Raw genomic sequence first — 25,005 nt, forward strand, 5'->3', positions numbered from 1 at the left:
GCCATCCCATCCTCCTGAGGCTCCAAACCCGAGGATAGAATCACCCCACAGCCGCCGACGCTACCCCATGAGTCGTGCTCAACAAGGATTGGTATTAGCGATCCTCGAAGATCGAATTTCGGCGGCCTGCCGACGCGCCGGTCGCAGCCGCGCCTCGGTGCACCTGCTGCCGATCACCAAGACGGTGCCGGCGCATATCCTACGCTTGGCCTGGGAGGCTGGCGTCACGAGCTTCGGCGAGAACAAGGTGCAGGAGGCCGTAGCCAAGCGCGAGGCGCTCGCGGATCTCCCCGCGACGTGGGGTATCGTCGGACATCTGCAGACCAACAAAGCGAAGGTCGTCGCACGTTTTGCGAGTGCGTTCCATGCCCTCGACAGCCTCCGGGTCGCCGAGGCCCTCGACGCCCATTTGGAGCGAGAGGGCCGGGTGCTCGACATCTATGTCCAGGTCAACACCTCGGGCGAGGGGAGCAAGTTCGGGTTGCATCCCGATGCGCTACCGCCATTCGTCGAGATGCTGGAGCGCTTTCCCCATCTTCGCCCGGTTGGCCTGATGACCCTTGCCGTGTTCACCACCGACATGGATCGGGTGCGACCGTGCTTTGCCCTGCTGCGCCACTTGCGCGACCAAATTGCTCGCTCTCACCCTACGATCAACACGCTGTCGATGGGTATGTCTGGCGACTTCGAGACGGCGATCGAGGAGGGAGCGGACGTGGTGCGTGTAGGGCAGGCCATTTTCGGACACCGACCGACCCCGGATGGGACGTACTGGCCAGGGCTTGCCGACAGTCGCGCCTAACTTAACCCTGTCTAGGCCAGTGGCATCCACGACGGGGCGCCTCGCGTCCGAAGCTCGGCCGCCGCCTGCGTTGGGCCTCCGGGGCGGTGATGATCGCTCTCGGGATTAACCTCACCATGGTCCGGCGCTCCACCGGTTGACCGTCTCATCCGCAAGACGTCCGGTACTCGCGCGGTGACATCCCCACGAACCGTCTGAACATCGCAGCAAAAGCACCAGTCGTTTCATAACCCAGGGATCGGGCGGCCCCGGTCACAGGCTCTCCGGCAACGAGCATCGGCACAGCCGAGAGAACCCGAGCTTGCTGACGCCACATCGAGAGGGGGCAGCCGAGTTCATGAAGGGCGAGGCGTCCCAGGGTCCGAACCGACGCGCCGGCATGTCGGGCCAATTCGTCGATCCGGTGCTCCTCTCCCGGCTGAGCCAGTATGTTGGCACAGGCCCGGGCGAGGCGGGGGTCTGAGGGCATCGGGAGGGAGATCCCGTCCGGGTCGAGGTCGGCGAGTTCATCCACCAGAACGGCGGTGAGGCGACCGTGGCGCTCTCCATCGCTCGCCGCGCACGGATCGAGCATACGCAGGATCAACTCCCGTACCAGCGGCGGTACCACAAAGCCGCGAGGCACATCGCCCAAGAGCGGCTGGGCGCCCGCCGGTGCGATGTAGAGCGTCCGGAGCGACACGCCTCCCCGTGCCCGGAGTGCATGCGTCAGGCGGGGTGGGATCCAGAGAGCTCGCTGAGGCGGGATGAGCCACAGACGCTGAGCCACCTGGATCTGCATGACGCCGGCCGTGGCATGGATGAGCTGCCCGTCGACATGGCAATGCTCGCCGACGACCGAGCCATTCGCGTAGTCGCGCGCGATGGCGTGCAGGCACACTGGTCCTGCCCCGTCACGCGCTGCCATCGATGAGATGCTTACGGAACCAGTCACGGGCAGCGGTGCTGGTTCGCTCGAAGTGCCGGACATAGGGATCGAAGTGGCCCCCGGTGATCAACATCAACTGCTTGGGCGGCAGCGCCTGCTGGTACGCTTCCAGGCAGAGGTCGGTGGCCGTCAACAGATCGTGGTCAGCTACGATCATGAGGAGCGGGGTGGGGCTGATGCGTGCGATATGGATGGCCGGTTCGTTCTCGCGCGCCAGCTCGGCACTGCGGAGAGTGAGTGCATTGCGCCATGCTGGCGCGAAATCCTGGGTCTGGGTGAAGAACGCGTAGGCGTCGCTGCCTCCCATCGCACACCCCTCGTGCGGATCGTTCGAGACGGCGGGGAAGGTCGCTGGCTCCCCACTCCTGAAACGTGCGGCACGATCGGAGTCGAGATGGGACAGCAATGCCGGTACGAGATCGGCGCGTGTGCGCCGTAGTGCCGAGCGGTATCCGCTGATGGTCGGTACCTGGCTGACGACGCAGCGTACGCGCCGGTCGAGGGCGGCAACCTCCAGCACATGGCCGCCGCTGTAACTCGTCCCCCAGAGGCCGATGCGGGCGGGATCGATCCAGGACACGGTCTGGGTGAAGCTGATCGCATCGCGATAGCCGCGTCGTTGTAGGACGGGATCCGCTTCCTGCCTGGGCAAACCGTCGCTGGCACCGAAATTGGCGTGATCGTACACCAGCACACCGAGGCCGGCGGAGGCGAAGACCTCGGCATAGCGGTCGAGGTATTGCTCCTTCACGCCGGACAGGCCGTGCGCCATGACAATGCAGGGATAGCTCCGTGCGTCGCCCTCTGGCTCGTAGAGCCAGCCGCGCAGGATACGGCCTTCGGACTCGAACTCGACGTCGCGACGCATGTGGGATCCCCGCTTGAGCGGGGATCATCTATGCCGGTTTTTCGGATAGCCTGCGTCGCATGACCGGTCAGAAAAAACGCCGGATCGGTCAACCTTATACTGCGTCTATCATAGTGGCAGACGTCCGCTATCAGCCTTGAGAAACATTACCCTGAACGTCTCGGTAGAGACCCATACCGACCAGCTGGTCAGGGTGGAAAGGCGACAGGCAGGTTTTGAGACGTAACCCTCAATAACTGCCATGACCAGTGATACCAGCCATCAGCTGGACGGCGCTACGGTGCTCACCCTTCGGAATGTATTGGGATAGTCGATGACAAGGCTATCTTTATCAATCTCAAGCTCTGCGGTGAAGAACCGAAACAGACCTTCATAGCGGTATCGCCTGCTTGGAATGAGGCAGGTGTAACGCTGCTCCGCTCGCTGTGGCAGGAACTCTCCACCGATCTGATCGGGAAGTGGAATGTAAGCAACAGTGATGTCTCTGCTCTCATTCATATCGAGATTTAGACGTTTAATTGGGAGTGTGTTCGTGGCCGAGGTAATACCGATATCGACATCAAGGCATCCTGCAAGGAAATCCAACGATCGGTCCCTCACCACATCCCGCCAATTACCTTCTCCATCTGCTTCCACTTGGAGAACCGCGCCGCCGACGTATCGAAGATAGACCTCGCGGGTCCTGAAAGCAGCATCAGTGCGAACTCGGTAGTACCCACCATACAATCCATGGCGGGTTCCTGCGACAACCCCTTCGAGGACCAATCCGTCGCTGTCCTCCCGGCACTCACAATGTTCGAGACCGTGACCGTCCCAATCTTGCCAACGCACTACAGCCATCGACTTCTCCTCGAACACAGCGAACAAGCCGGGAACATTGTTAATGTGCCGACGGGCGGTCAAGGGGAGAAAGGGGGGATTCGCAGGGCTTTGAGCGATTGGGTGGTTGATCGCCGGAGGCTTGGGTTCATCGTGGGCGAAGAGCGGCTGATGGGTCGCTAGGCGGGTCGCGTTTCGGAGCGACGGGCGTCCGCTTTCAGGATTGTCGGGTTCACCCGTGAACGACGCGTAAGGGTCGCAAGCGGATCGTCCGCTTCCGGATGAGGGGCCGAGATCAGACGGCGATCCTCGACCAGCCGTTCGCGTAACGTCGGCTTATGGCATGTGAGGCGGCGAGGTGTCGGAGGGCTCTTGTGGCTCAATCAGGTCGTTCTCGCTGCCGTCGAACGTGATCCTCAGCCGATGATCTTTTTGGTCATCTGTACTCCGGCTCACCGCTCACGCATGGCGCTGGAGGCGATCTCAATGAGGGGCGAGAGCAGATACTCGAGGATGCGCCGCTCGCCGGTGCGGACCTCGACCGTCACCTCCATACCGGGCGTGAGCGGGATACGCTTGCCATCAATCCGCATGAAGGCCTGATCCGGCTCGACGGTGATCGGGAACACCAACCCTTGCGTCGGCTGAGTGGCGCGCGCCCCATCCTGCGCGGCGGCATTTGTGCCTGTGTTCGCTCCCGGTCGGAGGGCGGCCTGTCGCGCATCAACGGCGTCGGTCGAAACGCGTGTGACCCGCCCCGGCAAGGTGCCGTAGCGCGTGAAGGGGAAGGCGTCGATCTTGAGCACGGCCGACTGGCCCGGTTCGAGGAAGCCGATGTCAGCGTTTACCACCATCGCCTCGATCTCGAGATCGGCCCCATTGGGCACGACAGACATGAGCTGCTGCCCGCCCGTCACCACCTGTCCCGGCGTCGTGACGGCGAGTTCCTGGATGGTGCCCGTCACGGGCGCGTATAGCCGGGTGCGCTCGACCCTGGCGGTCGCTTTGACGAGGCTCTGCTGCAGGTCGGATCGCCTGCGTGCGGCCTCTGCGAGCTTGCCCGTATTCTCGGCCACGAAATGCGAGATCGCCTCGCGGGCCTTCTGCTCGAGCGAGGCAATTGCGGCGTGCGTCTCGCCGACCTGCCCCTGGTCGGCGACTAGGTTCGTGCGCGCCTGCTCGAAGTCGTGCAGCGCTACGACAACATCCGCGCGTGTTCCCGCGCCGCGGTCGACTAGCGTGCGCCGCATGTCCAGGCGCTCCTGTAGGGTCGCCAGGACGCGCCCACGCGCCTCAATGCCAGACTCGAGGCGTGCGAGCGTCGCACGCTTCTCCGCAATGCCGGTGGTGAGGCTCTCCAGACGCGCGGCGAGCTGAGCGAGGTCGGCGCGCAGCACGGCCTCTTCTCGGACGCGAACCGCCGGATCGCTCACGGTACCGGGGAAGGTAAGCGTATCTGGCACAGCGATGGGGGTTGCCGCCGCGGCGCGCAAGGCGGCTTGGCGCCGAATGATCTCCGCCTCCGTGCCCATGAGGTCTGCGCGGACGCTGTCGCGTTCGGCCTGGATCTCTGTGGAATCGAGTTCGGCCAAGAGATCGCCGGCCTCGACGTGCGAGCCGTTCTCGACCGTGACGCGCTTGATCCGGCCCGTCTCCATCGGCTGGACAAGCTTGGTGCGTCCGACCGGCTGGACCCGACCGGTAGCGACAGCATGGATGTCGATCCGGCCGAACCACGACCAGGCGAGCGTCGCCGTGAACAGCGCGCAGATCGCCAGCATCAGGCGCACGTGGATGGGGGAAGGTGGCGTCTCCAAGAGTTCGAGCACGCCGGGCAGGAACTGGCGATCGATCGCGTCGAGGCGAACCTGCCGCCGGGACGGCGCGGCGGGGCGCAGGGGCACCACCTTGTCAGACGTTGCACGGGCGTTCGCCGGTCGCATCACGTGCACCTCCCGCCGCTGGCGACGCGCATCTGCAGGCGCCAGAAATGGGCATAGGGGCCGTCTCCGGCCGCGAGCAGGCTCTCATGCGTGCCGTCCTCGACGATCCGGCCATCGCTCACGCTCAGGATACGATCGCAGTCCCGCACCGCCGCGAGGCGATGCGAGATGATGATGACCGTGCGCCCGCGGACGATGTCGCGCATGTTCGCCTGGATCACCTGCTCGCTCTCGTAGTCGAGCGCCGAGGTGGCCTCGTCTAAGATGAGCACGCGCGGGTTGGTGGCGAGCGCCCGGGCGATGGCGATGCGCTGGCGCTGCCCACCGGAGAGATTGGCGCCGCGCTCCTCGATCACTGTGTCGTAGCCGTTCGGCAGTCGGGCGATGAAGTCATGCGCGCCGGCGAGCTGGGCCACGTGACGCACCGCATCGCGCGGCAGTGCCGGGTGAGCGAAGGCGATGTTCTCGTGGAGCGTACGGTTGAACAGGAGGTTCTCCTGCAACACCACGCCGACCTGCCGCCGCAGCCAGACCGGATCGACCTCGGTGAGGTCGTGCCCGTCGAGGAGGACACGGCCAGCTTCCGGCACGTAGAGGCGCTGGATGAGTTTGGTCAGCGTCGACTTGCCCGATCCGGAGGGGCCGACGATACCGACGACCTGACCCGCTGGAATTTCCAGGGAGACGCCACGCAGCACCTCCGGGTCGCCCGGCTTGTAGCGAAAGATGATGTCCTCGAAGCGGATTGCGCCCTGCGCCGGCGGCAGCGTCGCAGCCGTCGCGGGCGGCTGCGCCTCGACCGGAGCGTTGAGGATGTCGCCGATGCGTTCGACAGAGATCTGAACCTGCTGGAAGTCTTGCCAAAGCTGGGATAGCCGCAGGACGGGTTGGGTGACCTGTGCTGCGATCATGTTGAAGGCGATGAGTTCGCCGACGCTCATCGTGCCGGCCATCACGTCCCGGGCGCCGAAGAACAGGATCAGCGCGGTCGTGGCCTTCGAAACGTACTGGACACCGTTCTGTCCCAGCGCCCCGAGTAGCGTCGCACGAAAAGAGGTGCCGACGTAGGCCGCCAGCCGCTCCTCCCACTCGAGCCGCATCAGCGGTTCGACGGCCGCAGCCTTGATCGTCTGGATGCCCACCACTGACTCGACCAGGAACTGCTGGCTCTGCGCTCCTCGATTGAACTTCTCCTTGGCACGTTCGCGCAGGAGCGGGCGGACAAGCGTGGCAACGAGGACGTAGATGGGAGCGGAGAGCACGACCACGAGGGCGAGGGGCGGCGAGTACAGGAACAGAACGGCGACGAGGATGGCAGTGAAGGCGAGGTCGATCGCGGAAGATACGCTCTGACCGGTGAGGAACTGGCGCACCGTATCGAGTTCGCGCGCGCGCGCGACGGTCTGGCCGGCTTGGCGGGTCTCGAAATAGCCGAGCGGCAGGCGCATGAGGTGGGCAAAGAGCCGGGCGCCGAGTTCGGCGTCGATGCGACTGGCCGTATGCGCCAGGACGTAGGTACGCAGGTACTGGAGCGTGACGTCGAAGAGGCCGAGTGCGGCGAGCCCGACCACGAGGACGACGAGGGTACTCAGGCCCTTGTGTACCAGAACCTTGTCGACCACCAGCTGGAAGAACAGCGGCGTGACCAGCGCGAAGAGCTGGATGAAGAGCGAGGCGACGAGTGCCTGGGCGAGTGGCCGCTTGTAGCGCGCGACGGAGGGCAGGAACCAGCGGAAGCCGAAGGTACGCGGATCGAGGCCCGCCCCACCGATCGCACGACGGGTGACGAGGACAACCTCGCCAGTCCAGAGTGCAGCAAGCTCCTCGCTGGCGATGTCCCACGGCGCTCGCGTGAATGGATCGAGGAGGCGCAGCCGGTTCTCATCCAGCCTCCGATCGATGAGGAGGGTGAAGCGTCCGTCTGTCAGCCTGAGGATGCAGGGCAGTGGCGCACGCCAGAGTCGTGCAAGGCTTTGTCCAGACAGATGCCGGGCTCGCAGACCGAGTCTGATGGCGGCTCGAACGACATCCTCGGGCAGATCCGAGTTGTCGTCGCACCGTAGATCCTGAGCGAGTTGAGCTGGGCTCGGGGCGGGGATCCGATAGAAGCCCGCGACCACACCGATTGCTGCAAAGCCGCTATAGGGCGCGGGCGTGTTCTGCGGCCCCTCAAACGGTGACCTCTCGCCCGCACGTGGCGAGCGTGACGCGGGCTCGACGCCGAGACCGGCCTGAGATGTCTGCAATGGGTTGACTCCAGAACAGAACAAATGGAATTACAATGGTCAAGCTCGCATTCGGGGCTTGCCATCGATAACCAAATGATGTGAGATCGACAATGGGTGTTGCGGCAAGCAACCCCAAACAGTCGTCGGAGTGAGCGGCGACGACCTAGTCAACAGAGGTCTTGGGACGAAGCGTGATTCTCTAGCGCCAGCACCTATCGAGCATATTTAGTCCTAAGGGCTCATGCCAAATTAGGAGAATTTTATAGCCATGGCTGATCTTCCAGGAGAATTCGGCTCCGACAATGTCGGCGAGCAGGCATTCGCGCAGACGCTGTACAACTACAGCCCCGACGCGTTCTATGCTTTCAGCGGTACGACCCCAGGATCGGCTTCCGCAATCGGTACCGAGCCGAGCTACGGCACCGGATATGACGCCTACGGGACTACCGCGTACGACCGCTCGGATGCGAGCCGTCAGGGCGGTTATCTCGGAACGGTGCTCGGCGGCGCCATAGGTGCGGATCTGGGGGGACCAGCAGGAGCCTCGGTCGGCGGCCCGACTGGTTCCTACGTCGGCCAAGTCAGCGGCGGATACCTCTACGACGCCTTCACCCAGCCTGTGCCGGTGCCGAACGGCGACTACGGCACACCTTCTCCGGGCAATCTCGATCCTTATACCGGCGTCGGCCCTTGATGAAGACGACCGCTAAATCAGCCTAACGTATCCCGGGTCTGGCGCGCCACCGCGCCGGATCCGGGCGATCTTGTGAAAAGCACGAGGCGGCCTCTTGGCACTCGCGATCAATCTCACCTTCGTCATCCTCACAGTTTCCGTTGTCTCCTATATCCTACGCGTATATCCGGCTGGACTGAAGGCGGTGGTCGTCGTCTCCGCCTTGGACGTCTGCATGGTTGCGCTGGCAATCTGGGTGAACACAGCTTTCCGATCGGCTTTGGCGGCGATACTGCTGATATGTTTTATCGGACCATTGATTGAAGAGTGCACACGATACGGTTTTCGCACGGTAGATGCACGTGGAATAATTACGTCAAAACCGATTTCTCAAGTTCTTGGCGGCATAGAAGCAATTGAAAAAGGGCTGAGATTAAATGTTTCATTTAATCCAAATTATCTAGCGATCGATCATCTAGCCATTCACGCACTTCTAGCCACGTTGATAACTGTTTTATTTCAGGCAAATGTCGGTATTTTATGGGACAGGCGAGCGGTAGATCAAGGTGCGCAGGGAGCAACTTTCGAGATGTTTCTGCTGCATGGCAGCTACAATTTCGTCGTCCTTGCGACGGAACCTCCAACGCTCGGCGGCAAGGTCACCCAAGGATTTGTGCTGCTCGCCTTACAGCTGGCATGCTTTGTATTAATGATCGCGAGGAGTGGGAGCATGGCCAAGGTTCAATCGCAAAAAATTGATCCGCCCTAGTTTTATATCGAAGGTTTATTCGCTTGATTAGCGGATGAGGTTATTATTATTCTTTTGTGTAAGGAAACTAAATAGGTACGCTAGGTGCATATATTTATAGATATATTAGCCTAGTTTTTATTGTTACTTAGAATAAGCTGTCGCGAACCTACACGACTCGGTCATTACAAACCTGTCCGTAAGGGATGGTTCTGCAGGGCTCTATATTCAGGACGTAGTGTCCTCAAGCACACGACCCATTGCGTAGGATGGTACATAGCCTGCAAGAGCATTCCCGGTCTGACGTATTGATCTCATAAGGATCTCCCGAGATTTGCCGGCGATGGCGCCAGCCTTGCGGAAGCCGAACAGATAGGGTCGGACGTCGGCAGGTAACGAGTTAAGCGATAGCCCTAACTCCTTATCGGATAGATGCGCCGTCGAAGCTGCCACCTCGTAATTACCCACGCCCTTGCGCGGGACGGATTTCGCTGATTCTCTCGTGAGATGGGCCGCAGCGACCTTGAACGGCTGAGCCGCGAAGAGCTGATCGAGCTGGTGCTGCGGCTGCAGCGGCCAGAGAAGACCTCGCGCACCTCGTCCAAGCCGCCCGCGACCGATCGCAAGGAGCAGCGGGAGCACTCAAAGCCCGGCGGTGCCAAGCCGGGTCATGAGGGCCATAGCCGCGTCGTCAGCGATGATCCTGACGCAGTCGTCGAGCATCGTCCCGAGGCGTGCGCGTGCTGCGGTGCCAGCCTGCACGCCGCTCTTCCGGCAGAGGTCGTCAGCGTCGCCGAGCAGATCGAGCTGCCCGCGGTGGCGCCGATCGTGACGCAGCACCAGCGTCTCGCGGTCCGCTGCCCGCGCTGTGGGGAGCGGGTGGTCGCACCGGTGCCGGAGGCAGCGCGCGGCACGCCGTTCGGCCCACGGCTGCATGCGGTGGCGACGTACCTGAAGGCCTTTCAGGCGCTCTCATACGAACGGTTGCAGGTGGCGCTGTCCGACCTGTTCGGCCTCACGCTCAGCCAGGGCGGGCTGATGAACCTGCTCCGCCGCGCGCAGGGCTGCTTCCACCCGGGCCGCGACGCGGCCATCGCGACCCTGCGTCGGGCCGAGGTCGTCGCCTGCGACGAGACCGGCGTGCGCATCGAGGGCTCGAACGCTTACCACTGGCTGTTCCACTCGGCCGACGCGGTGGTGCACACGCCGTCTCCGACGCGCGGTGCTGTCGTGGTGCGGGAGATGATGGACGGGCACCGACCGGCGGTGTGGATCTCCGACCGCTACACCGCCCAACAGGGCCATGCGGATAAGCACCAGACCTGCTTGGCGCATCTGGCCCGCGACGTCGCCTACGTCGTCGAGGTCAGCGACGATCCCGTCCCCTGGCGCCTGCAACTCTGGCTACAGAGCGTCTTCGCTCTGGCCGAGCGCGTCACAGACTTGGCTGCCGCGACGCTCTCGGCCAAGCGCCGGAGCCTGGATCAGCAACTCGGTGCCATCCTGGCCACGCCGAGCCGCTGTGACCTGACCCGCGAGCTCCAGGCCAAGATCAGCCGCGCGCGCGATCAGCTCCTGGTGTTCCTCGCCTATCCCGGAAAGGTCGAGCCGACCAACAACGGCTCCGAGCGGCTGCTGCGTCCCGCTGTCGTGCAGCGGAAGGTGACCAACGGCTATCGCGCCATGTGGGCGGCCGAGGGCGAAGCCGCCATTCGCACCGTCGTCGACACCGCGCGCCTCACAGGCAGCAGCCCCTTCAGCACCATCCTCAAAACCACCGGCGCTTGAACCCTGCCATCATAGGCCTGGGTAATTACTGCCGCGCGGCTTCCACCGCATCCGGCACTACGGCTTTCTCACGGGCTCGAACCGGACGGCAGGCCTGGACCGCATCCGCGCGGTCCTCGGCGTCCCGGCCCCGCCGCGGCCCAGCGCCGACGCACCCGATCCGCAAGACAGCCCCGGCCAGGCCCGGCCACCTTGCCCCTGCTGCGGCGGTCCCATGACGATCGTCGGGTCCTTCGCGGGCTGGCATCAGCCCCGTGGGCCGCCGTTCCGCTCCACGTCGCACCGGGCAGGTTCGCCATGACCCGGCATGACCTGACGCAGCCAACCACCCGAGGAACCGCGCCTCGGGGCATGCCTCACCCTGTGCCGAACCTCAGGATGAACCGTGCCCCCGCGATCGCCGAACCCCGGTTCGCTTCGCCAAGCGCTGAGGCCTTGCCAATCCGGGGACTTCCAAGCACGCCACTGGCGAGGTTTGCCCGCCGTCGCTCCGCCACTGGGGGCGACGCCCAGCCCAAATCCCCATAGGCCCGCCCGCCATCCCGCGGGTTCGTTCATCCAAGACTTTCGTACGCCTCGCGGCGACCGAAACTCTTCAGGTTTTCGGCTGGTCCGCTTCCGCTCATAGGTGAGGCGGAAGCGGACGTTCGCGTAGTCGGCCACCTGCGGGCGCGATAGGGAAGGTAGGAGCAGCTCAGGCGGCGCGCACGGTTGCGAGGAATCGGCTGGCCTCGGCACCGAGATGCTCGGATTGCCGCGAAGCTCCGAGCCCACCGACAGCACTTAACCGGCCGCAGTAATCGTTTCCTCCAAGGCCTGCGCCACGCCGGCGATGTTGCCCGACACCTGGCTCGAGCCCGCCGAGGCTTGCCACGTTGCGCACGAGCTCCTGGCTCGCCGCGGCCTACTACTCGAAGGCAGCCGCAATCAATGTCGCCACGACGTCGATCTCGCGGATCCGCCCGGTAATCCGTCGATCGCCGTCTCCGCCTGCGCCGTCAGGCTAGATCAAATGAGGTCCTCAAATCGGGCAGCGACGCCATCTGACGGCCAGCTGTTGCCAAGCGGAAACACATGTCCGCGATTCGGTCAGTCTAACAATTCCGTGAGTGGAGTGCTGCTTTCCACCCACGCAGAGTACGCACGCAATTTTTAGCGGCGCTGCCGTGACGTGAGATCAATATGAACGTATCGAGCAGCATCTTTCGCCGCGCGCTGGCCAGCAGCACAGCGATCGTTGGTGTGGTGCTGCTGACGCCAAAGCTCGCCCATGCGCAAGTACAGTACGGCTCTACTTTCGGCAATCAAGGTCCTGCCCCGGCTCAGGGATTGGGCAGTGTCATCTACAGCGCCGACGACCTCCCGTCTGGGGGCACCACGGCGGGCGCGATCCAGGCAATCGCGGCCGATCCGACAAACGCCAACACTTTGTACGTCGGAGCTATCACTGGCGGTATTTGGAAATCCACTAATGCGGGAACGAGCTGGACGCCGCTGACCGATAATCTCTCGTCGCTGTCAATTGGAAGCCTCTCGCTCGACCCTACGGATGCCACTCATAGGACCATCATCGCAGGTACTGCCGCGATTTCTGCTGGTGGGTTCAACTCAATAAGCATCAACGGCAAGAGCGGTCACGGCGGCAATCTTACCGGACTACTTTATAGCACAGACGGCGGCGCAACTTTCTCTCATCTTGGAACGAGCGCTCTTAGTGGCAAAAGCATAATTGGCGTTGAGGCACGGGGCACCACCATTTTGGCGGCAAGTTGGGAGCCGGCACTCGCGTCGGCCGACAATCCTTACTTCAGCGGCGGTCTGTACAGGAGCACAAACACAGGCGGCTCGTTTACACTCGTTTCTGGAGCTGTCAGCTCCGGCCTACCTGCCGGGCCCATCACGTCCTTGGTCGGAGACCCAAGCAACTCGGACGTTTTCTATGCCGCCGTTGCGGCGAGTAGCGCAACGACTTTCGCTCAAACGGGTGTATATAAAAGTGCCGACGGTGGCGCGACCTGGATTCGTGTATTCGGCGCGGGAGATAGCAACGGGACTATCACAGCAGTCAATCCAACATCAATAAAGCTCGCAGCCGGCCCCGGCGGAACCGTCGCAATTGCCGTGGGCGTGCTGAACGGGGGCGGAGACGACGACGATGGCAGCAATAATGTCAAAAGAAATACCGGATTTGTCGGCCTGTTCTACTCTAACAACGGTGGAGCAAGCTTCTCGCAAAAGACGACTGGGGACGTCAACGACACGGCGGTGCCTCTGCATGGCGCAATCGCCATTGACCCCAGATCACCAAACATTGTCTATTTAGCAGGCAATATCACGCCGCAGTATAATAACGGTTGGTTTCTGTCTGCGGCGCGCATTGACACAGCGACCAACACTGCAACTCCGTTGGGCGATGGAGGGAAGGACAGCGCCGGAAATCCCATTCTCAACAATACTGCGAATGGATCCAACATTCATCCAGATAGCCGTGTCCTCGCGTTCGACTCAAACGGCCGATTGCTTGCCGGCGTCGACGGTGGCCTTTATGTGAGGTCCGACCCGCAAACCACGAACGGTATTTGGCAAGGATTGAACAAAGGCCTATCTACTTACGAGATCTACGCGCTTGCCTTTGATGGGAATAGCAAGCGGATTGTGATCGCAGCTCAGGACAACGGCACGGCTCTACAAGTCGGTCCGGGTGGCGCAGTGTACAACCAGCTTCAAGGCGGCGACGGAGCTAATGCGCGGGTCAATGACAAGAGCTTTGGCTCCTACAGCGCCATCTATGATTCGACCCAAAATCTTGGCGGATTGCAAAGAACAATTGTCGACTCTTCGGGTAATGAGGTCGCGACAGCTAGAATCGTCAATAATGACAACACGCAAGTTCAATTCGGAAAATCAATCACCGGAACATCGTTTTTGAGTCCGATAGTTTTGAATAACGTCGATCCAAGTCGGATCGCGGTTGCAGGCTCAAGCGTCTACATCGCTTCGGACAATAGCCCAATAAGCGCCACGACGGTAAATCTATCGCTGACAAACCTTGGAAGCGCAAGCGGAACTGTCACGTCTATCGACTATGGCACGCGCGACAAAATGAATGCGCTTCTGGCCGGAGCCAACAGTCGTTCCGGCGGAGCCCTCTACCTTAGCGCGACCGGCGCGGCCGGCTCGCTGATGCCTCTGCCAGCCTATACTGGACAGGCACCGACCTCTGTCGCTTTCGATACTCGAACATTCACGCGGTTTTTCGCAGCAGACAGCGTCGATATCTATGGCACCCGCGATATGGGCGCGAGCTTCACCACGCTGACCAGTAATCTTCCGGCGAACCTTATCCGTCCAACCTCGCTGAGCTTCATCGACAACAACGGGGTGGACGCTCTGCTGGTGGGCGGCCTCAACAGCGTCGACAATGCCGGCAACCCTCTGGCCGTAGCTGAGAGCGATGCGGCGGGTAATCTCATTAACTGGCGCCGCTTCGGCTTCGGACTACCGAACGCGCTCGTCTATACGCTCAACTATGACGCGAAGGCCGATACGCTCGTGGTCGGCGAGGATGGTCGCGGTGCGTTTGTTCTTCATGACGTGACCAGCAATTTTGCGAGTGCCTCCGTGCTGCAGTTTGGCCTTGCAAACAACGACTCGATCCCCGATGCCAACGTCCTGTCTGGCAATCGCCCACTTATCAAATACGGAACCGGGACGCTCATCATTGATGGTCCTGCGACCTATACGGGAAGCACCAGCGTTCTGACTGGCGCCGTGACAGCGGGGGCGGCCAACGTCCTCGCACCGCTCTCGACCTTTACGGTGGCGGGTGGAGCGACATTGAATCTGAACAACTTCAACCAGACCATCGGCTCGCTCGCAGGCGCTGGCAATGTGACACTCGGGTCTGGCACACTGACTACAGGCGGCGATAACACGAGCACGGTATTTTCTGGCGTGATCTCTGGCTCGGGTGGGCTAACCAAAATCGGTGCCGGCATATTCTCGTTGGCAGGTGTAAACACCTTCACGGGCAGCGCCGTCGTCAGAGCGGGCACGCTGACGCTAACGGTCACCGGCAGCCTCGTGTCACCCGTCCTGGTCGGCTCGGGTGCGAGCTTCCTCAATTCCGGCTTTGCCTTAGGCGGGGTCAGCAACTTCGGAAGCCTAAGCAACAGCGGCACCATCACCGGGGGCCTATTCAACGCTGGCTATGCCCTCAACAGCGGCGCCATAGCAGGCAGCACGATCAATACCGGAAGCCTGACCAGCAGTGGCACCATTTCCGGAGATATATCAAACATCGGCACACTAACAATTAGTGGCACGATCGTGGGCAGCCTGAATAATACTGGCCAAACACTCAACAATGGCACCATGGCGGGTGGTGTGACCAATAGCGGCAGCCTGAGCAACAGTGGCGCCATCTCCGGTGGCTTGGGCAACGCCGGCACGGCCATCAACACCGGCGCCATCGGCGGTGGCGTCGCCAACAGCGGCATCCTGAGCAACGCCGGCGCCCTCGGCGGCGGCGTGACCAACAGCGGCCTCCTCGCCACCAGCGGCACGATCAGCGGCGGCCTGACCAATGCCGGCACCGTGCTGGCCAGCGCCGGCCGCATCGACGGCGCCATCGCCAACAATGCCGGCCTGCTCGCCGTGTCCGGGACCATCACCAGCGCCGGCACCTTCGCCAACGCCGCCGGCGCGACCCTCGCCGTCACCGGCGGCGGCAGCTACAGCCTCGCCGGCCCCCTCACCAATGCCGGCCTCGTCGCCGTCGCCCAGACCGCCAGCCTCACCGCCTCCGGCGGCCTCAGCAATGCCGGCCTGGTGGCCAGCGACGGCACCCTCACCACAGACCTGACCAACACCGGCCTTGCCCAGCTGTCTGGGCAGCTCAACGGCACGCTCACCAACACCGGCCTCGTGCAGATCACCGGCCCGCTCGCCGGGCTCACCAGCCTGACCAACACCGGCGCCCTCGACCTCGGCGGCACCGCTTTGACCGTCGCCAGCCTGTCCGGCCCGGCCTCCGCGGTCCTGGGCAACGGCGCCCTCACGGTCTCCAACGCGGCCGCCTCGACCTACGCCGGCGCCATCCTGGAGACCGCCAGCCCGACCAGCCTGACCAAAACCGGCCCCGGCACGCTCACGCTCACCGGCCTCGGCCGCTTCTCCGGCCCGACCACCGTCCAGGCCGGCACGCTCTCGCTCAACGGGCTCTGGGCCTCGCCGGTCACCGTCGCGGCCGCCGGCACCCTGCGCGGCATCGGCACCATCGCGGCCCCGGTCACGGTCGCCGGCGCCCTGCGGCCGGGCAACTCCCCCGGCACGCTCACCGTCCTCGGCCCGGTGGCGTTCAACCCCGGCAGCAGCCTCGGCCTCGACATCGACGGCCCGGGCACCGGCACCGGCGCGGGCAGCTACGCCCGCCTCCTGGCGCTCGGCCCGACCGGCACGGTCTCGGCCAGCGGCACCCTGGTGCCGGAGCTGCGCGGCATCACCGGCAACGCGGGCAACGGCTTCACCCCCGCGCTCGGCCAGCGCTTCGGCGTGCTCACCGCGCAAGCCGGGCTGTCGGGCTCGTTCACCGGGCTCGCCCAGCCGGCGGCGGGCCTGCCGGCCGGCACGCGCTTCGACGCGCTCTACGCCGCCACCGGCCTCGACCTCGTGGTCACGCCCGCCGCCTACGGAAACCTCGCCGGGCTCGGCCTCGCCCAGACCGGCAATGCCCGGGCCGTGGGCGCGGCCCTCGACCTCGCCCGCCCGGCCGCCGGCACGCGGCCGGACGCGGCGCGGGCGCGGGTGTACGACCCGCTCTACGCGGCGAGCCCTGCGACCCTGCCGGGCGGCCTGGCGAGCCTGTCGGGCCAGAGCTACGGCGACGCGGTGATGACCGACCTCGCCGCGCGCCGGCTGCTGGCCGACACGATCGACCGGCACCAGCGCGGGCTGGGCGGCGGCGCCAGCGCGTTCAGCGCGGGCGATCCGGGCCCGGGCCCGAACCGCACGGCGCTGCAGGTGCGCGGCGGCGCCGGGGCGGCGGCGGCGCCGCTGGCGGTGGGCGAGGGCCGGGTCTGGGCCGACGCGCTGTACGGGTTCGGCGCGCGCGCCGGCGACCGGGCGGCCACGGGCGCCGGGTTCGACGCGGGCGGCCTGCTGATGGGCGTCGACCGTCAGGTCGGGGCGGACACGCAGGTGGGCGGAGCGTTCAGCTACCTGCGCGCGGGCGGCACGTCGCGGGGCGCGGGGCTGGGGCGGTTCACCACCGACAGCTACGGCGGCACGCTCTACGCGAGCACGCGGTTGGGCGCGGTGGTGCTGCGGGGCACGGCGGGGGTGTCGTACGCGGACGGGCGGGTCGACCGGACGGTGGCGCTGGGCGCGGCGGTGTCGCAGGCGAGCGGGCTGTCGTCGGGCTGGAACGGCGGGGTGTCGGGCTTTGCCGGGTACGCGCTGGCGACCGGCCTGCCGGTAGAGGTCGTTCCGGAGGTGGGCTTCAGCTACGATCGGCTGACGCGGGGCCGGGTGTCCGAGCGGGGCGGTCTGGTCAACCAGGGCTTCGGCGGCCAGGGCTTCGCGGTGGCCGACCTCGACGCGGCGCGCAGCCTGGTCGGCGGGCGCGTGACGAGCTGGGCGCTGGCAGGCATTCCAGATTTGCGCCTGGAGGGCCGGGCGTACTGGGCGCACGAGCTGGCCGACACGGCGGCGGTGATCCGCTCGAGCCTGTTCGGGGCCGGGTTCTCCAGCCGGACGAGCGCGCTGGGGCGGGACGGCGCGGTTCTGGGGGTGAGCCTGACTGGGGCCGTCGCCGAGGGCGTGCAGCTGTCGGTGGGCTATACCGGTGAGTTGCGCCCGAACGCGACCGCACAGGTGATCTCAGCAGGCCTCCAGGCCGCTTGGTAAGACATCTATCGCAGCGCGCTTTGTAAGCAGCCCTCGACACGCTCGATTGATGCTGTCTCATTCATCAGACCGCGACCGCGTTGAGGCTGCTCCGCCGCTGACCCGCGGCGCTTATCGCGTCGCGCTAGTGCTGTCGGCTGCTCCTCCGCTCGTGGTTTCAGGTCCTGGCGGAATCAAGCGGCCGACAGTTCACGGCGGGGTCGGGCTGGCCACCATGATGGCGGCGGCAAGCGCGTTTCGGAACGTCTTCTCTTGCGGGCCGGCGCGTTCAACCCGCGCTAAGGCAGGCGTCGCATCCACGATGCCCGCGAGATCCAAGCTGTGGCCGCTCGGGAAGCGGTGGAGGCCAGCGCCTGGATCCAACATGTTGGCTTCGATCGCCGCGACGATCTCCCGGCTGGTGATGACGCCTGTCTTGCGCAGGTCCGCGAGGGTCGAAGGTCCGGGCGGCATGGTCGCGCTGATCATTCCCTGACGTGACTTAGCCGTGCGCCCCGGCCGACACGGCCCGTTTGGGCTACACCCGTATGACAAGGCTTACCATCGATCCGAGAGTTGAAGCATCATCAAAGGGCTGCCGGAGGCCAGCGGGCGACCTCGAACGAAGCGCGCGCTGGAATCCGCGCGGGTGATGGAGGCTGCTGCACCATGCGCTGACGGTCTGCGGGCGTTCGATGCAGCGGACGGAGCGAACCCCGTCTGGAGACCGCGGGTGGACGCCCCCGCCCTTGTTGGGTGTGCGCATAAAGCGTACACCCCGGGATGGTCTTCGACTGGGACGATGCGAAGGACGAGGCGACCCGCGTCGAGCGTGGCTTCGGCTTCGCAGACGCCGCCGGGATCTTCCTCGGCCGCCGCATCGAGTGGCAGGACAGCCGCCGCAACTATGGCGAGGTCCGCATGGTCACCGTCGGGGAATCGGACGGGCTGTTCTACGCCGTCGTCTACACCGATCGGCAGGACGCCGATGGTCAGCACGTGCGCCGCCTGATCTCAGCGCGGCTGGCGAACAAAAAGGAGCGCAAGGCATGGCGCGCATGACCCTGGAGGAGATCCGCGATCGGGCATCGACGATGGACCGGGCGAAGGTCGATGCGACTAGCGAGGTCGAAATCGAGGCACATCGGGCCGCCGATGGCGACGCTGACCTCGAAGTACCGGTCAACGCCCAGGTGATCGAATCTCCGCGCGCGCTGCGGGTGCGCCTCGGCATGACACAGCCCGAGATCGCGGCAGCGCTTAGCATACCGCTCGGGACGTGGCGGAACTGGGAGCAGGGGCGGGTCAGCCTGGAGCCGGCCGCGGTCGCGCTGCTGCGGGTCGTCTCGCGCGCGCCGGACATCGCCATGGCGGCGCTGAGCACGATCAAGGAAGCTGAGGGGCGGGACCCGATTCAGGCCTATTACGAGGCTCGACAGCAACCCGGCGAGGTCTGGCATTCGATCCCCGGGGGGCAGAAGGTCATGCCCACGTCGATCCGTTCGGCGGCGGGGCAGTACCTTACCGGTCGTAAGTCACCCACGCGGTCTCGTGGCCTCAAGCCGCGGTCCGCGTGATTCCACGACAGCGCGATCAAGGAGCGCACAGCATGGTACGCCACCCAGAGCCATAAACCCCGACGAAGTCCCGCCGCTGACCACCGCCGAGTTGGCGGAGCTGCGCCCCGTTCGCGAGGTCCACACCCCGAGGACTTCGCCGCGCTCACCGCCGTGCTCTGGCGTGGGCGACCGAAGGCGGCCTCGACTGGGGCGAGGAAGTCGTCGGCGATGCGCTGCTGAGCGTTCTACCTGTCCGATGATCGTGGGTCGACGCGCGGCGCGGCGAGTAGGGCTCCGTTAACGACCCTGCGCCACGACGATCCCAGCGACCGGCCTTGTGCCGCGCGCCGGCAGAGCAGCACCGGGAATCGTCTCGCAACGCCCAGGTGCGGCCTCGCCGGCGCAGTCGCGTTCCCTGACCCGAAGCGCCCTTCTCGCACCTTCAATGCGTGTGGTGAGATGCCTTCGCTCCTACCGTAGCCGCTGCCGTATCGCTGCCGTCGGCTACCGGCGTTGCCATACCCTACCGTGGCTCGGCGCAGTCGTGCACGAGCATGCAGGAGCGCGCATAGCTGGGCGACGCGGCCGTTGCTGCCGCGGGGACGGTGCAGATCAGTCCAAGGGCTGGGGGTGCGGCCTCGACGTGCCGGCGTAGCACTTGGGGATCCTCGGGCAGCCATCGTGGGCGTTGTGATGCATCATCGCGACGCCGCCCAGCCCTGAGTAGAGCCCCTGGGTGCGCACCCGGCCGTGACAGGTCGGACAGCGCTTCTCGGCGGCGCGGTGGTGGGCGTGTGCCTCGACCAGCGGTACGCGGTGCCACGCACCGTCGATCCGTACCTCGCATCCGGTCCTGTCGGGAACTGCCATGGCGGACGAGTGCCATGGAAAGGCGGTGCTGTCAGCCTCGACGCTTCCGATCCGCCTCCTCTGCCGCGACCGCCTCGACTGCAGCAATGACGTTCTCCAGCTCGGCGACCTGACGCAGCGCGCTCCCGGCCGGTAGCCCGTCATGCTCGGCCATCGCCAGGATGAGGGTGCGCTGGTGCGCCGTCAGGCGTTCGAGGAGGGCGTCGAGCTTGTCGGACATCGGCAGGTGGTAGCCATGGGGACTGGGGGCGGCAAGCCAAACGCCGGCTCTCACATGCAGTCGAGATCCCGGTAGTACCATTTCAGATCGCGACGGTAGTTTTCTCCGCGCCAACGCTCCCGCGCCAGCTTACGGGCCTCTTGTCTCTTATGATCGTGTCCGCCGAGCTTGTATATCAGAGGCTTCTTTTGCCCGTATAAACGCGTCCAAAGCCTATGGTATGCGACCCGATTGGGATCTAACACGTATCTCACTGTATATTCGTGCTTGTTTAGTATGGTGAAAATTTCTCTATTGCTGAACCCGAGAACTTTCAATTGGCGGACACGCGCTCGCCATTTGGGTTCGGGGAGATCTGTGCCCCGCAGCATCCGACGGATGTTGCCAGCGGCATGAGAGCTCGACAACCCCACAGCCCAACATCCGCAACCGCTATGGTCTGAGGATGTTCGACAGAGCGGCCGCCGGGCAGTCGTATGCCCGTTGGCGCGATCAAGGCGTTCTTGTGCTAAGGAGGCCCCATGCTCGACCCCGCGATCCTGCACAGCCTGGAAGCCCGGATGCCTCCGGAGCCGCCTGCTATGGTTCAAGAGCGGATCGCGCTTGACCCGGCGGGGGAAGAGTTCTTCCGGATCGGGACCCTTATGGCCGACCGCTTCGAGGCCGACGCTCAGGTCTACATCGAGGCCATGGCCGCGACCCAGCGCAAGCTCGACGGATCGAAGCCGACCACCTTCGGCACCCCGGAGGAAATCGCGCGGTTCGCTCAGGCCATCGCGAGCTACGAGGGCGTCGCCGAGCTCCGGGCGCACAACGCCGCCAGGATGCAGAAGCGAGCCGAGAGGCAGGCCAAACTCGAAGCGAAGCTTTATCCGTCCGTGACAGTGGCGCGGCGCAAGATCCTCAAGCGGCTCCTGGAGACCGACCGACGCCTGATTGATGCGGTCCTCGACCACGCGCTGTTCATCCGCGCGCTGCGGTCCGAGATCGACCCGGCGACGCAGGAAGCGCAGACCTTCAGCGATGCCTCTGACCTACGCGGGTATCTCGCCGGCCTCGGGGCGGTGTGAAGGTTTGCCTCACCGTCACCTCCGGCTTCGAGACCGGCCTTCGCAGCCTGCCACCCGACCGGAAGAAGGCCGCGGGCCGCGCGCTGCTCAAGTTCATGGAGGAGCCCGCGCTGCCGAGCCTGCGCCTGCGTGCGTTCGAGGGCCGCGCCGGCTACTACCTGATCAACCCGAACAAGGGCGACCGCATCCTGCTCCGGAAGGAGGCCGACGACCTCTACGTGGCTGTCGATGTCGGGCCGCACGACAACGTGCTGCGACGGTGGAATCGGTGAAGCGCCGTTCTACGACGCGACGCGCGTGACGATCACGTACCGGCACAATCCGTTCGCCTTCGGGGGCGCCAAGGGCGCGACGCTGACGATGACCTCGCCTTTCGCGAACAACTCGTTGAGCTTGCTCTCCAGCCCCGCTCTGAGATGTTCCGCGTGATAGACGCGATATGGCTTGCCGCTCGTGCCGGTCATGGACCCTCGTCGTTCAGTCGAACACCGGGCGATATAGGGCCACCTCGACAGCGGCGCCCACCAAGGTCTGAGGATGTTCGACAGAGCGGACGAGGAGAGGTGGCGGTGACGCGTGAACGGCTCAATATCGGGGGCCATCGCCTCGGGATAGTTCTGGCGGCGCCGTTCGGCGTGATAACCGTCGTCGGGGTTGCTCTCGCGGTCTTCGGCCACCCCTCCGGCCCGCACAGCCCAGTCGCCTTCGCGCTCGTGACCCTCTGCATCGGCACGGCTGTCTATGGGGCCTGTAGGGCCTCCGCGTGGATTGCCGCCGGTTTCTTAGGGGTGTGATCCGGGTGGCCCACCCAGGGCAGTTCATCGATCGCCCGCCGTTGCCTCGCTGTCCTCGACAGCCGCGCTCGCCGCCTCCATCTTGAGCGCATGCCGGACCATCGAGGCCAGACCTATGAGCAGGAGCCGGCGCCCCGAGGCGGCTGGTTCCGCCTGGAGGAGCGGCCGTACCCCGAGCGGTTGGACCAGGCGTTCCGGGTTGTGGCAATCCCCATAGCCATCGCGGCAGACTTCGCTTTTGTGGGCTGGATCTCCAGCGCAAGCGGCAAGCCGATCGACAGCCACGCGGCGTTGGCGGTGATCACGATAGGCCTTGTCGCCGCCGCCATGGCCTACGGCTTCACCCGCGGCATCGGCATACTCGCCGTCGGCATCTACGGCACCGTCCGCGACGGTTCCGAGTTCGTGGTCGACTGGCGAGCCGTGCGCCATGACCTGCCGCTGCGCCGGACCTGGATCGTGGTGATGGAGGGCGTGCTGCTGCTGGCCGCCGGCGGCGTCTCGCTCTGGAGCCTGCCGCTGTTCGTCCGCCAGGGCGAGGGATTCGGCCTCGCCGTGCTCGTCGTCGTTCAGACCATGACCTACTGGCCGCTGATCCGCCGCAGGATCGCAGCGGGCCGGACGCGGGGTTAGTACCCCGCACCCAGCGGCGCCAAGACACGCCCTGCCGAACTGCCGGCGGACACCGCATATCACGGCGGGGGTGCCACGAGGCGCGTCGCACCGCCCTCGAACGACCGCCGAGCCGAGGCCGCACCCACGCCGCCCATGACCGCCCGCGTGCCGACCTTCGCCCCATAGGTGCCCGCGGCCGCCCCGAGGCCGCCGACCTTGAACGCGATCGCCCCCGCGATCAGGTCGACCGCCTTCGCCACCGCCTTTTCGCCGTGCCTACGCCGTCACCGGGTCTACGGCCCGGCGGTCGGTCGGGCTCTGCCCCGTCGTGCCGCGGTAGGCGACGAGGCGCTTGCGCACTTGGTCGAGCTGCCGAAGGCTCGGCCCCTCGCCCGGCTGAAGGTTGAACAGTCCGGGCAGCGCGTCGAGGTCGCTGATCGCCCGCGTCGCGGCCGGCGTCAGAACCGGATCGATCGGCACGTCGGCCCCAAGACGGTCGCGCACCCGGGCGCCGAGGCGATCCAGCGCGCCGGGGGTGAAGGTCGCGGGGATCTGCGCCACCTCGTCGTAGGCGCCCCGATAGGCAGTCCGCCCCTGCGCCGCGGCGTCTCGCACGCCCTGCGCCGCCAGGGTCGCCGCATCCAGCGCATCCGTTTCCCCGCGACCGCGCACGGCCCGCAGGGCATCGTCGACCCCGCGCTGCGCCACGCTCGACCGTTCGGCATCGGCCTGCGCTGCCTGCCGGGCCCTGTCATCGGTCGCGCCGTCGCACTTGATGCCGAAGTCTGCGGCCAGGAGCGGCAGGTTCTGGATGCGGGTTGAGAGCGCGAGGGACACCGATCCGACATCCGGGGTCGCGGCGCTCATCCCGTCGATGGCGCCAGACGAACCCGGCCCGGTGATGGTCAGGCTCGGCACCGCTGTCGGCAGAGCCACCGTCGCCGGGATCTGGGTAATCGGGACCAGCCGGCCGCGTTCAGCGTGGCGATGCCGCCCGGCTGCCCCTTCTGGCCCGCGATGGTGTTGAGACCATCCTGCATGCGCTGAAAGCCGCAGCGGCTGGAGATGCCGTCGAGTCCGTCGGCCCGCTGGCCGAAGTTGAACGCCATCGGGAAGCCCGAGAAGGGCAGGCACGGCGCCGTGGCGGGGCCCGTCGGCGGCTGAAGTCCGAACTGCGCGGCGGCGGGCGTCGTCAGCTCTGCTAGCGGCACAAGCACGATGAGGGCGCGCGCGAAAACGCGCCGGGCGAGCGACTTCATGGCTTGGCTCCAGAATGAGGATGGTCGGTCGGCCCTGAGGGTCGCGACAGTAGTAGGGGGCGCCTACCGGCCGGTCGGTTCACCCCGGACGCACCCGGCGTGAGCTTGCCGCTGCGCCTTCTGCCTCGCCACACCGCAATCTTCGCGGGCTCCGGTTCCGGCAAGACCGTGCTCCTGCGTCGCCTCGTGGAGGAGGCCGCTCTCGCCGGGCTTCCGGCCATCGTGATCGACCCCAACAACGATCTCTCGCGGTTCGGTGATCGGTGGCCCGAGCGGCCCCAGGGCTTTTCCCCCGACGACGATCGCAAGGCGGCGCTCTACGCCGAGCGGGTCGAGGTCGTGGTCTGGACCCCGGGCGTCCATGCCGGCAACCCGCTGTTCCTCTCAGTCCTGCCCGACTTCGCGGAGCTTGGGGAGGACCGGGACGAGCGCCAGCAGGCGATCGAGATGGAGGCGGAGACCCTCGGACCGCTGGCCGGAGCCAATACGAATCTCAAGCGCGGGGTGCTGGCCGATTCGCTGCGCCACTTCGCGGAGCGCGGCGGCGGCAACCTCGCGGCCTTCATGGCCCTGCTGGCAGATCTGCCCGATGGGATCAGCCAGATCGGCAACGCCGCCAAGATCGGGCTCGGCATGGCGGACCAACTCCACGCCGCGATTGCGACAAATCCGCTCCTGAAAGTGGAAGGCACGGTGCTCGACCCTCGGCACCTGTTTTTCGGAAAAGACCCGGCGCGCACCCGCATCTCGGTGATCAACCTGTCGGGTCTCGCTACGGCCGCCGGAAAATCCAGTTGAGATCGCTTTTCTTCAAGCCGCGGAAAGTCCGCTCACTCGGGTCCGCGCTCCCGATGCTCCCCAGCAGGCCCCATCGGGCTCGTATTCCAATAGCAAGGGCTCGTGTATACCACTCGGCAACGGACAATGGTGGTGTCC

22 protein-coding genes and 2 pseudogenes are annotated in these 25,005 nt (G+C 65.3%); 12 read left to right on the forward strand and 12 right to left on the reverse strand.

The annotated features are described in order from the left end of the window. Positions 1 to 67 precede the first annotated feature (67 nt). Positions 68 to 802 (forward strand): YggS family pyridoxal phosphate-dependent enzyme, encoded by a 735-nt coding sequence (locus ACQKQD_RS31380; protein ID WP_427510600.1) that lies wholly within the window; start codon positions 68 to 70, stop codon positions 800 to 802. Between the two features lie 145 nt (positions 803 to 947). Here ACQKQD_RS31380 and ACQKQD_RS31385 read toward each other — a convergent pair whose 3' ends face one another. From ACQKQD_RS31385 to ACQKQD_RS31405, 5 genes are all read right to left on the reverse strand, one after another. Then, entirely contained in the window at positions 948 to 1,682 is a 735-nt protein-coding gene (locus ACQKQD_RS31385) for an AraC family transcriptional regulator (RefSeq protein WP_427510601.1), read from the reverse strand. Positions 1,683 to 1,695: 13 nt separating this feature from the next. Further along, positions 1,696 to 2,598: an alpha/beta hydrolase gene (locus ACQKQD_RS31390; protein ID WP_427510602.1), complete on the reverse strand. Its 903-nt coding sequence runs from the start codon at positions 2,596 to 2,598 to the stop codon at positions 1,696 to 1,698. 261 nt (positions 2,599 to 2,859) lie between these two features. Further along, complete coding sequence (locus tag ACQKQD_RS31395; RefSeq protein ID WP_427510603.1) at positions 2,860 to 3,438, reverse strand: putative glycolipid-binding domain-containing protein; 579 nt, start codon at positions 3,436 to 3,438, stop codon at positions 2,860 to 2,862. Between the two features lie 431 nt (positions 3,439 to 3,869). Continuing rightward, positions 3,870 to 5,360, reverse strand: a complete 1,491-nt coding sequence (locus ACQKQD_RS31400; protein ID WP_427510604.1) for an HlyD family type I secretion periplasmic adaptor subunit — start codon at positions 5,358 to 5,360, stop codon at positions 3,870 to 3,872. Continuing rightward, the gene (locus ACQKQD_RS31405) at positions 5,360 to 7,606 is read right to left on the reverse strand and encodes a type I secretion system permease/ATPase (protein ID WP_427510605.1); all 2,247 of its coding nucleotides are present in this window, start codon (positions 7,604 to 7,606) and stop codon (positions 5,360 to 5,362) included. The genes ACQKQD_RS31400 and ACQKQD_RS31405 overlap by 1 nt, the downstream gene beginning before the upstream one ends. Positions 7,607 to 7,856: 250 nt before the next feature. Here ACQKQD_RS31405 and ACQKQD_RS31410 point away from each other — a divergent pair, with 250 nt between their 5' ends. The 4 genes and pseudogenes from ACQKQD_RS31410 to ACQKQD_RS31425 all read left to right on the forward strand — a co-directional run. Next, a complete protein-coding gene (locus ACQKQD_RS31410; RefSeq protein WP_427510606.1) occupies positions 7,857 to 8,282 on the forward strand; it encodes a hypothetical protein in 426 nt (141 codons plus the stop codon). Between the two features lie 94 nt (positions 8,283 to 8,376). Next, complete coding sequence (locus ACQKQD_RS31415) at positions 8,377 to 9,030, forward strand: hypothetical protein (RefSeq protein ID WP_427510607.1); 654 nt, start codon at positions 8,377 to 8,379, stop codon at positions 9,028 to 9,030. A gap of 486 nt (positions 9,031 to 9,516) precedes the next feature. Next, on the forward strand, positions 9,517 to 10,797 hold the full coding sequence (gene tnpC, locus ACQKQD_RS31420; protein ID WP_427510608.1) for an IS66 family transposase: 1,281 nt from the start codon (positions 9,517 to 9,519) through the stop codon (positions 10,795 to 10,797). Between the two features lie 25 nt (positions 10,798 to 10,822). After that, positions 10,823 to 11,098: pseudogene (locus tag ACQKQD_RS31425) on the forward strand (IS91 family transposase); the annotation flags it as partial. Positions 11,099 to 11,491: 393 nt separating this feature from the next. Here ACQKQD_RS31425 and ACQKQD_RS31430 read toward each other — a convergent pair. Further along, positions 11,492 to 11,799, reverse strand: a pseudogene (locus tag ACQKQD_RS31430) (methyl-accepting chemotaxis protein); the annotation flags it as partial. 180 nt (positions 11,800 to 11,979) lie between these two features. Here ACQKQD_RS31430 and ACQKQD_RS31435 point away from each other — a divergent pair. Further along, positions 11,980 to 17,703 (forward strand): autotransporter-associated beta strand repeat-containing protein, encoded by a 5,724-nt coding sequence (locus ACQKQD_RS31435; protein ID WP_427510609.1) that lies wholly within the window; start codon positions 11,980 to 11,982, stop codon positions 17,701 to 17,703. A 189-nt stretch (positions 17,704 to 17,892) separates the two neighbouring features. Here ACQKQD_RS31435 and ACQKQD_RS31440 read toward each other — a convergent pair whose 3' ends face one another. Then, positions 17,893 to 18,171, reverse strand: coding sequence for a hypothetical protein (locus ACQKQD_RS31440; RefSeq protein ID WP_427510610.1), 279 nt, complete (start codon positions 18,169 to 18,171; stop codon positions 17,893 to 17,895). A gap of 294 nt (positions 18,172 to 18,465) precedes the next feature. Here ACQKQD_RS31440 and ACQKQD_RS31445 point away from each other — a divergent pair, with 294 nt between their 5' ends. Then, a complete protein-coding gene (locus ACQKQD_RS31445) occupies positions 18,466 to 18,744 on the forward strand; it encodes a BrnT family toxin (protein ID WP_427510611.1) in 279 nt (92 codons plus the stop codon). Then, on the forward strand, positions 18,732 to 19,259 hold the full coding sequence (locus ACQKQD_RS31450; RefSeq protein WP_427510612.1) for a helix-turn-helix domain-containing protein: 528 nt from the start codon (positions 18,732 to 18,734) through the stop codon (positions 19,257 to 19,259). Before ACQKQD_RS31445 ends, ACQKQD_RS31450 begins: the two co-directional genes overlap by 13 nt. An 883-nt stretch (positions 19,260 to 20,142) precedes the next feature. On the opposite strand, the gene ACQKQD_RS31455 is transcribed toward ACQKQD_RS31450, so the two are convergent. Beyond that, positions 20,143 to 20,331, reverse strand: coding sequence for a hypothetical protein (locus tag ACQKQD_RS31455; protein WP_427510613.1), 189 nt, complete (start codon positions 20,329 to 20,331; stop codon positions 20,143 to 20,145). Positions 20,332 to 20,852: 521 nt separating this feature from the next. On the opposite strand from ACQKQD_RS31455, the gene ACQKQD_RS31460 reads away from it, so the two are divergent. Both ACQKQD_RS31460 and ACQKQD_RS31465 read left to right on the forward strand, forming a co-directional pair. Continuing rightward, a complete protein-coding gene (locus ACQKQD_RS31460) occupies positions 20,853 to 21,401 on the forward strand; it encodes a hypothetical protein (RefSeq protein WP_427510614.1) in 549 nt (182 codons plus the stop codon). Further along, positions 21,398 to 21,673, forward strand: a complete 276-nt coding sequence (locus ACQKQD_RS31465; RefSeq protein ID WP_427510615.1) for a hypothetical protein — start codon at positions 21,398 to 21,400, stop codon at positions 21,671 to 21,673. Before ACQKQD_RS31460 ends, ACQKQD_RS31465 begins: the two co-directional genes overlap by 4 nt. 9 nt (positions 21,674 to 21,682) lie before the next feature. Here ACQKQD_RS31465 and ACQKQD_RS31470 read toward each other — a convergent pair whose 3' ends face one another. Next, positions 21,683 to 22,078: a hypothetical protein gene (locus tag ACQKQD_RS31470; protein ID WP_427510616.1), complete on the reverse strand. Its 396-nt coding sequence runs from the start codon at positions 22,076 to 22,078 to the stop codon at positions 21,683 to 21,685. A gap of 207 nt (positions 22,079 to 22,285) precedes the next feature. On the opposite strand from ACQKQD_RS31470, the gene ACQKQD_RS31475 reads away from it, so the two are divergent. After that, positions 22,286 to 22,828, forward strand: a complete 543-nt coding sequence (locus ACQKQD_RS31475; RefSeq protein WP_427510617.1) for a hypothetical protein — start codon at positions 22,286 to 22,288, stop codon at positions 22,826 to 22,828. A gap of 59 nt (positions 22,829 to 22,887) precedes the next feature. On the opposite strand, the gene ACQKQD_RS31480 is transcribed toward ACQKQD_RS31475, so the two are convergent. The 3 genes from ACQKQD_RS31480 to ACQKQD_RS31490 are packed head-to-tail and all read right to left on the reverse strand — an operon-like array spanning position 22,888 to position 24,069. Then, positions 22,888 to 23,070, reverse strand: coding sequence for a hypothetical protein (locus ACQKQD_RS31480; RefSeq protein WP_427510618.1), 183 nt, complete (start codon positions 23,068 to 23,070; stop codon positions 22,888 to 22,890). Positions 23,071 to 23,086: 16 nt separating this feature from the next. Next, on the reverse strand, positions 23,087 to 23,746 hold the full coding sequence (locus ACQKQD_RS31485) for a hypothetical protein (protein ID WP_427510619.1): 660 nt from the start codon (positions 23,744 to 23,746) through the stop codon (positions 23,087 to 23,089). Beyond that, positions 23,716 to 24,069 (reverse strand): hypothetical protein, encoded by a 354-nt coding sequence (locus tag ACQKQD_RS31490; RefSeq protein WP_427510620.1) that lies wholly within the window; start codon positions 24,067 to 24,069, stop codon positions 23,716 to 23,718. The genes ACQKQD_RS31485 and ACQKQD_RS31490 overlap by 31 nt, the downstream gene beginning before the upstream one ends. A gap of 99 nt (positions 24,070 to 24,168) precedes the next feature. On the opposite strand from ACQKQD_RS31490, the gene ACQKQD_RS31495 reads away from it, so the two are divergent. Next, a complete protein-coding gene (locus tag ACQKQD_RS31495; protein ID WP_427510621.1) occupies positions 24,169 to 24,867 on the forward strand; it encodes a helicase HerA domain-containing protein in 699 nt (232 codons plus the stop codon). Positions 24,868 to 25,005: the final 138 nt, after the last annotated feature.

The organism is Methylobacterium sp. NPDC080182 (assembly GCF_050281105.1).
In the GTDB taxonomy this organism is placed as follows: domain Bacteria; phylum Pseudomonadota; class Alphaproteobacteria; order Rhizobiales; family Beijerinckiaceae; genus Methylobacterium.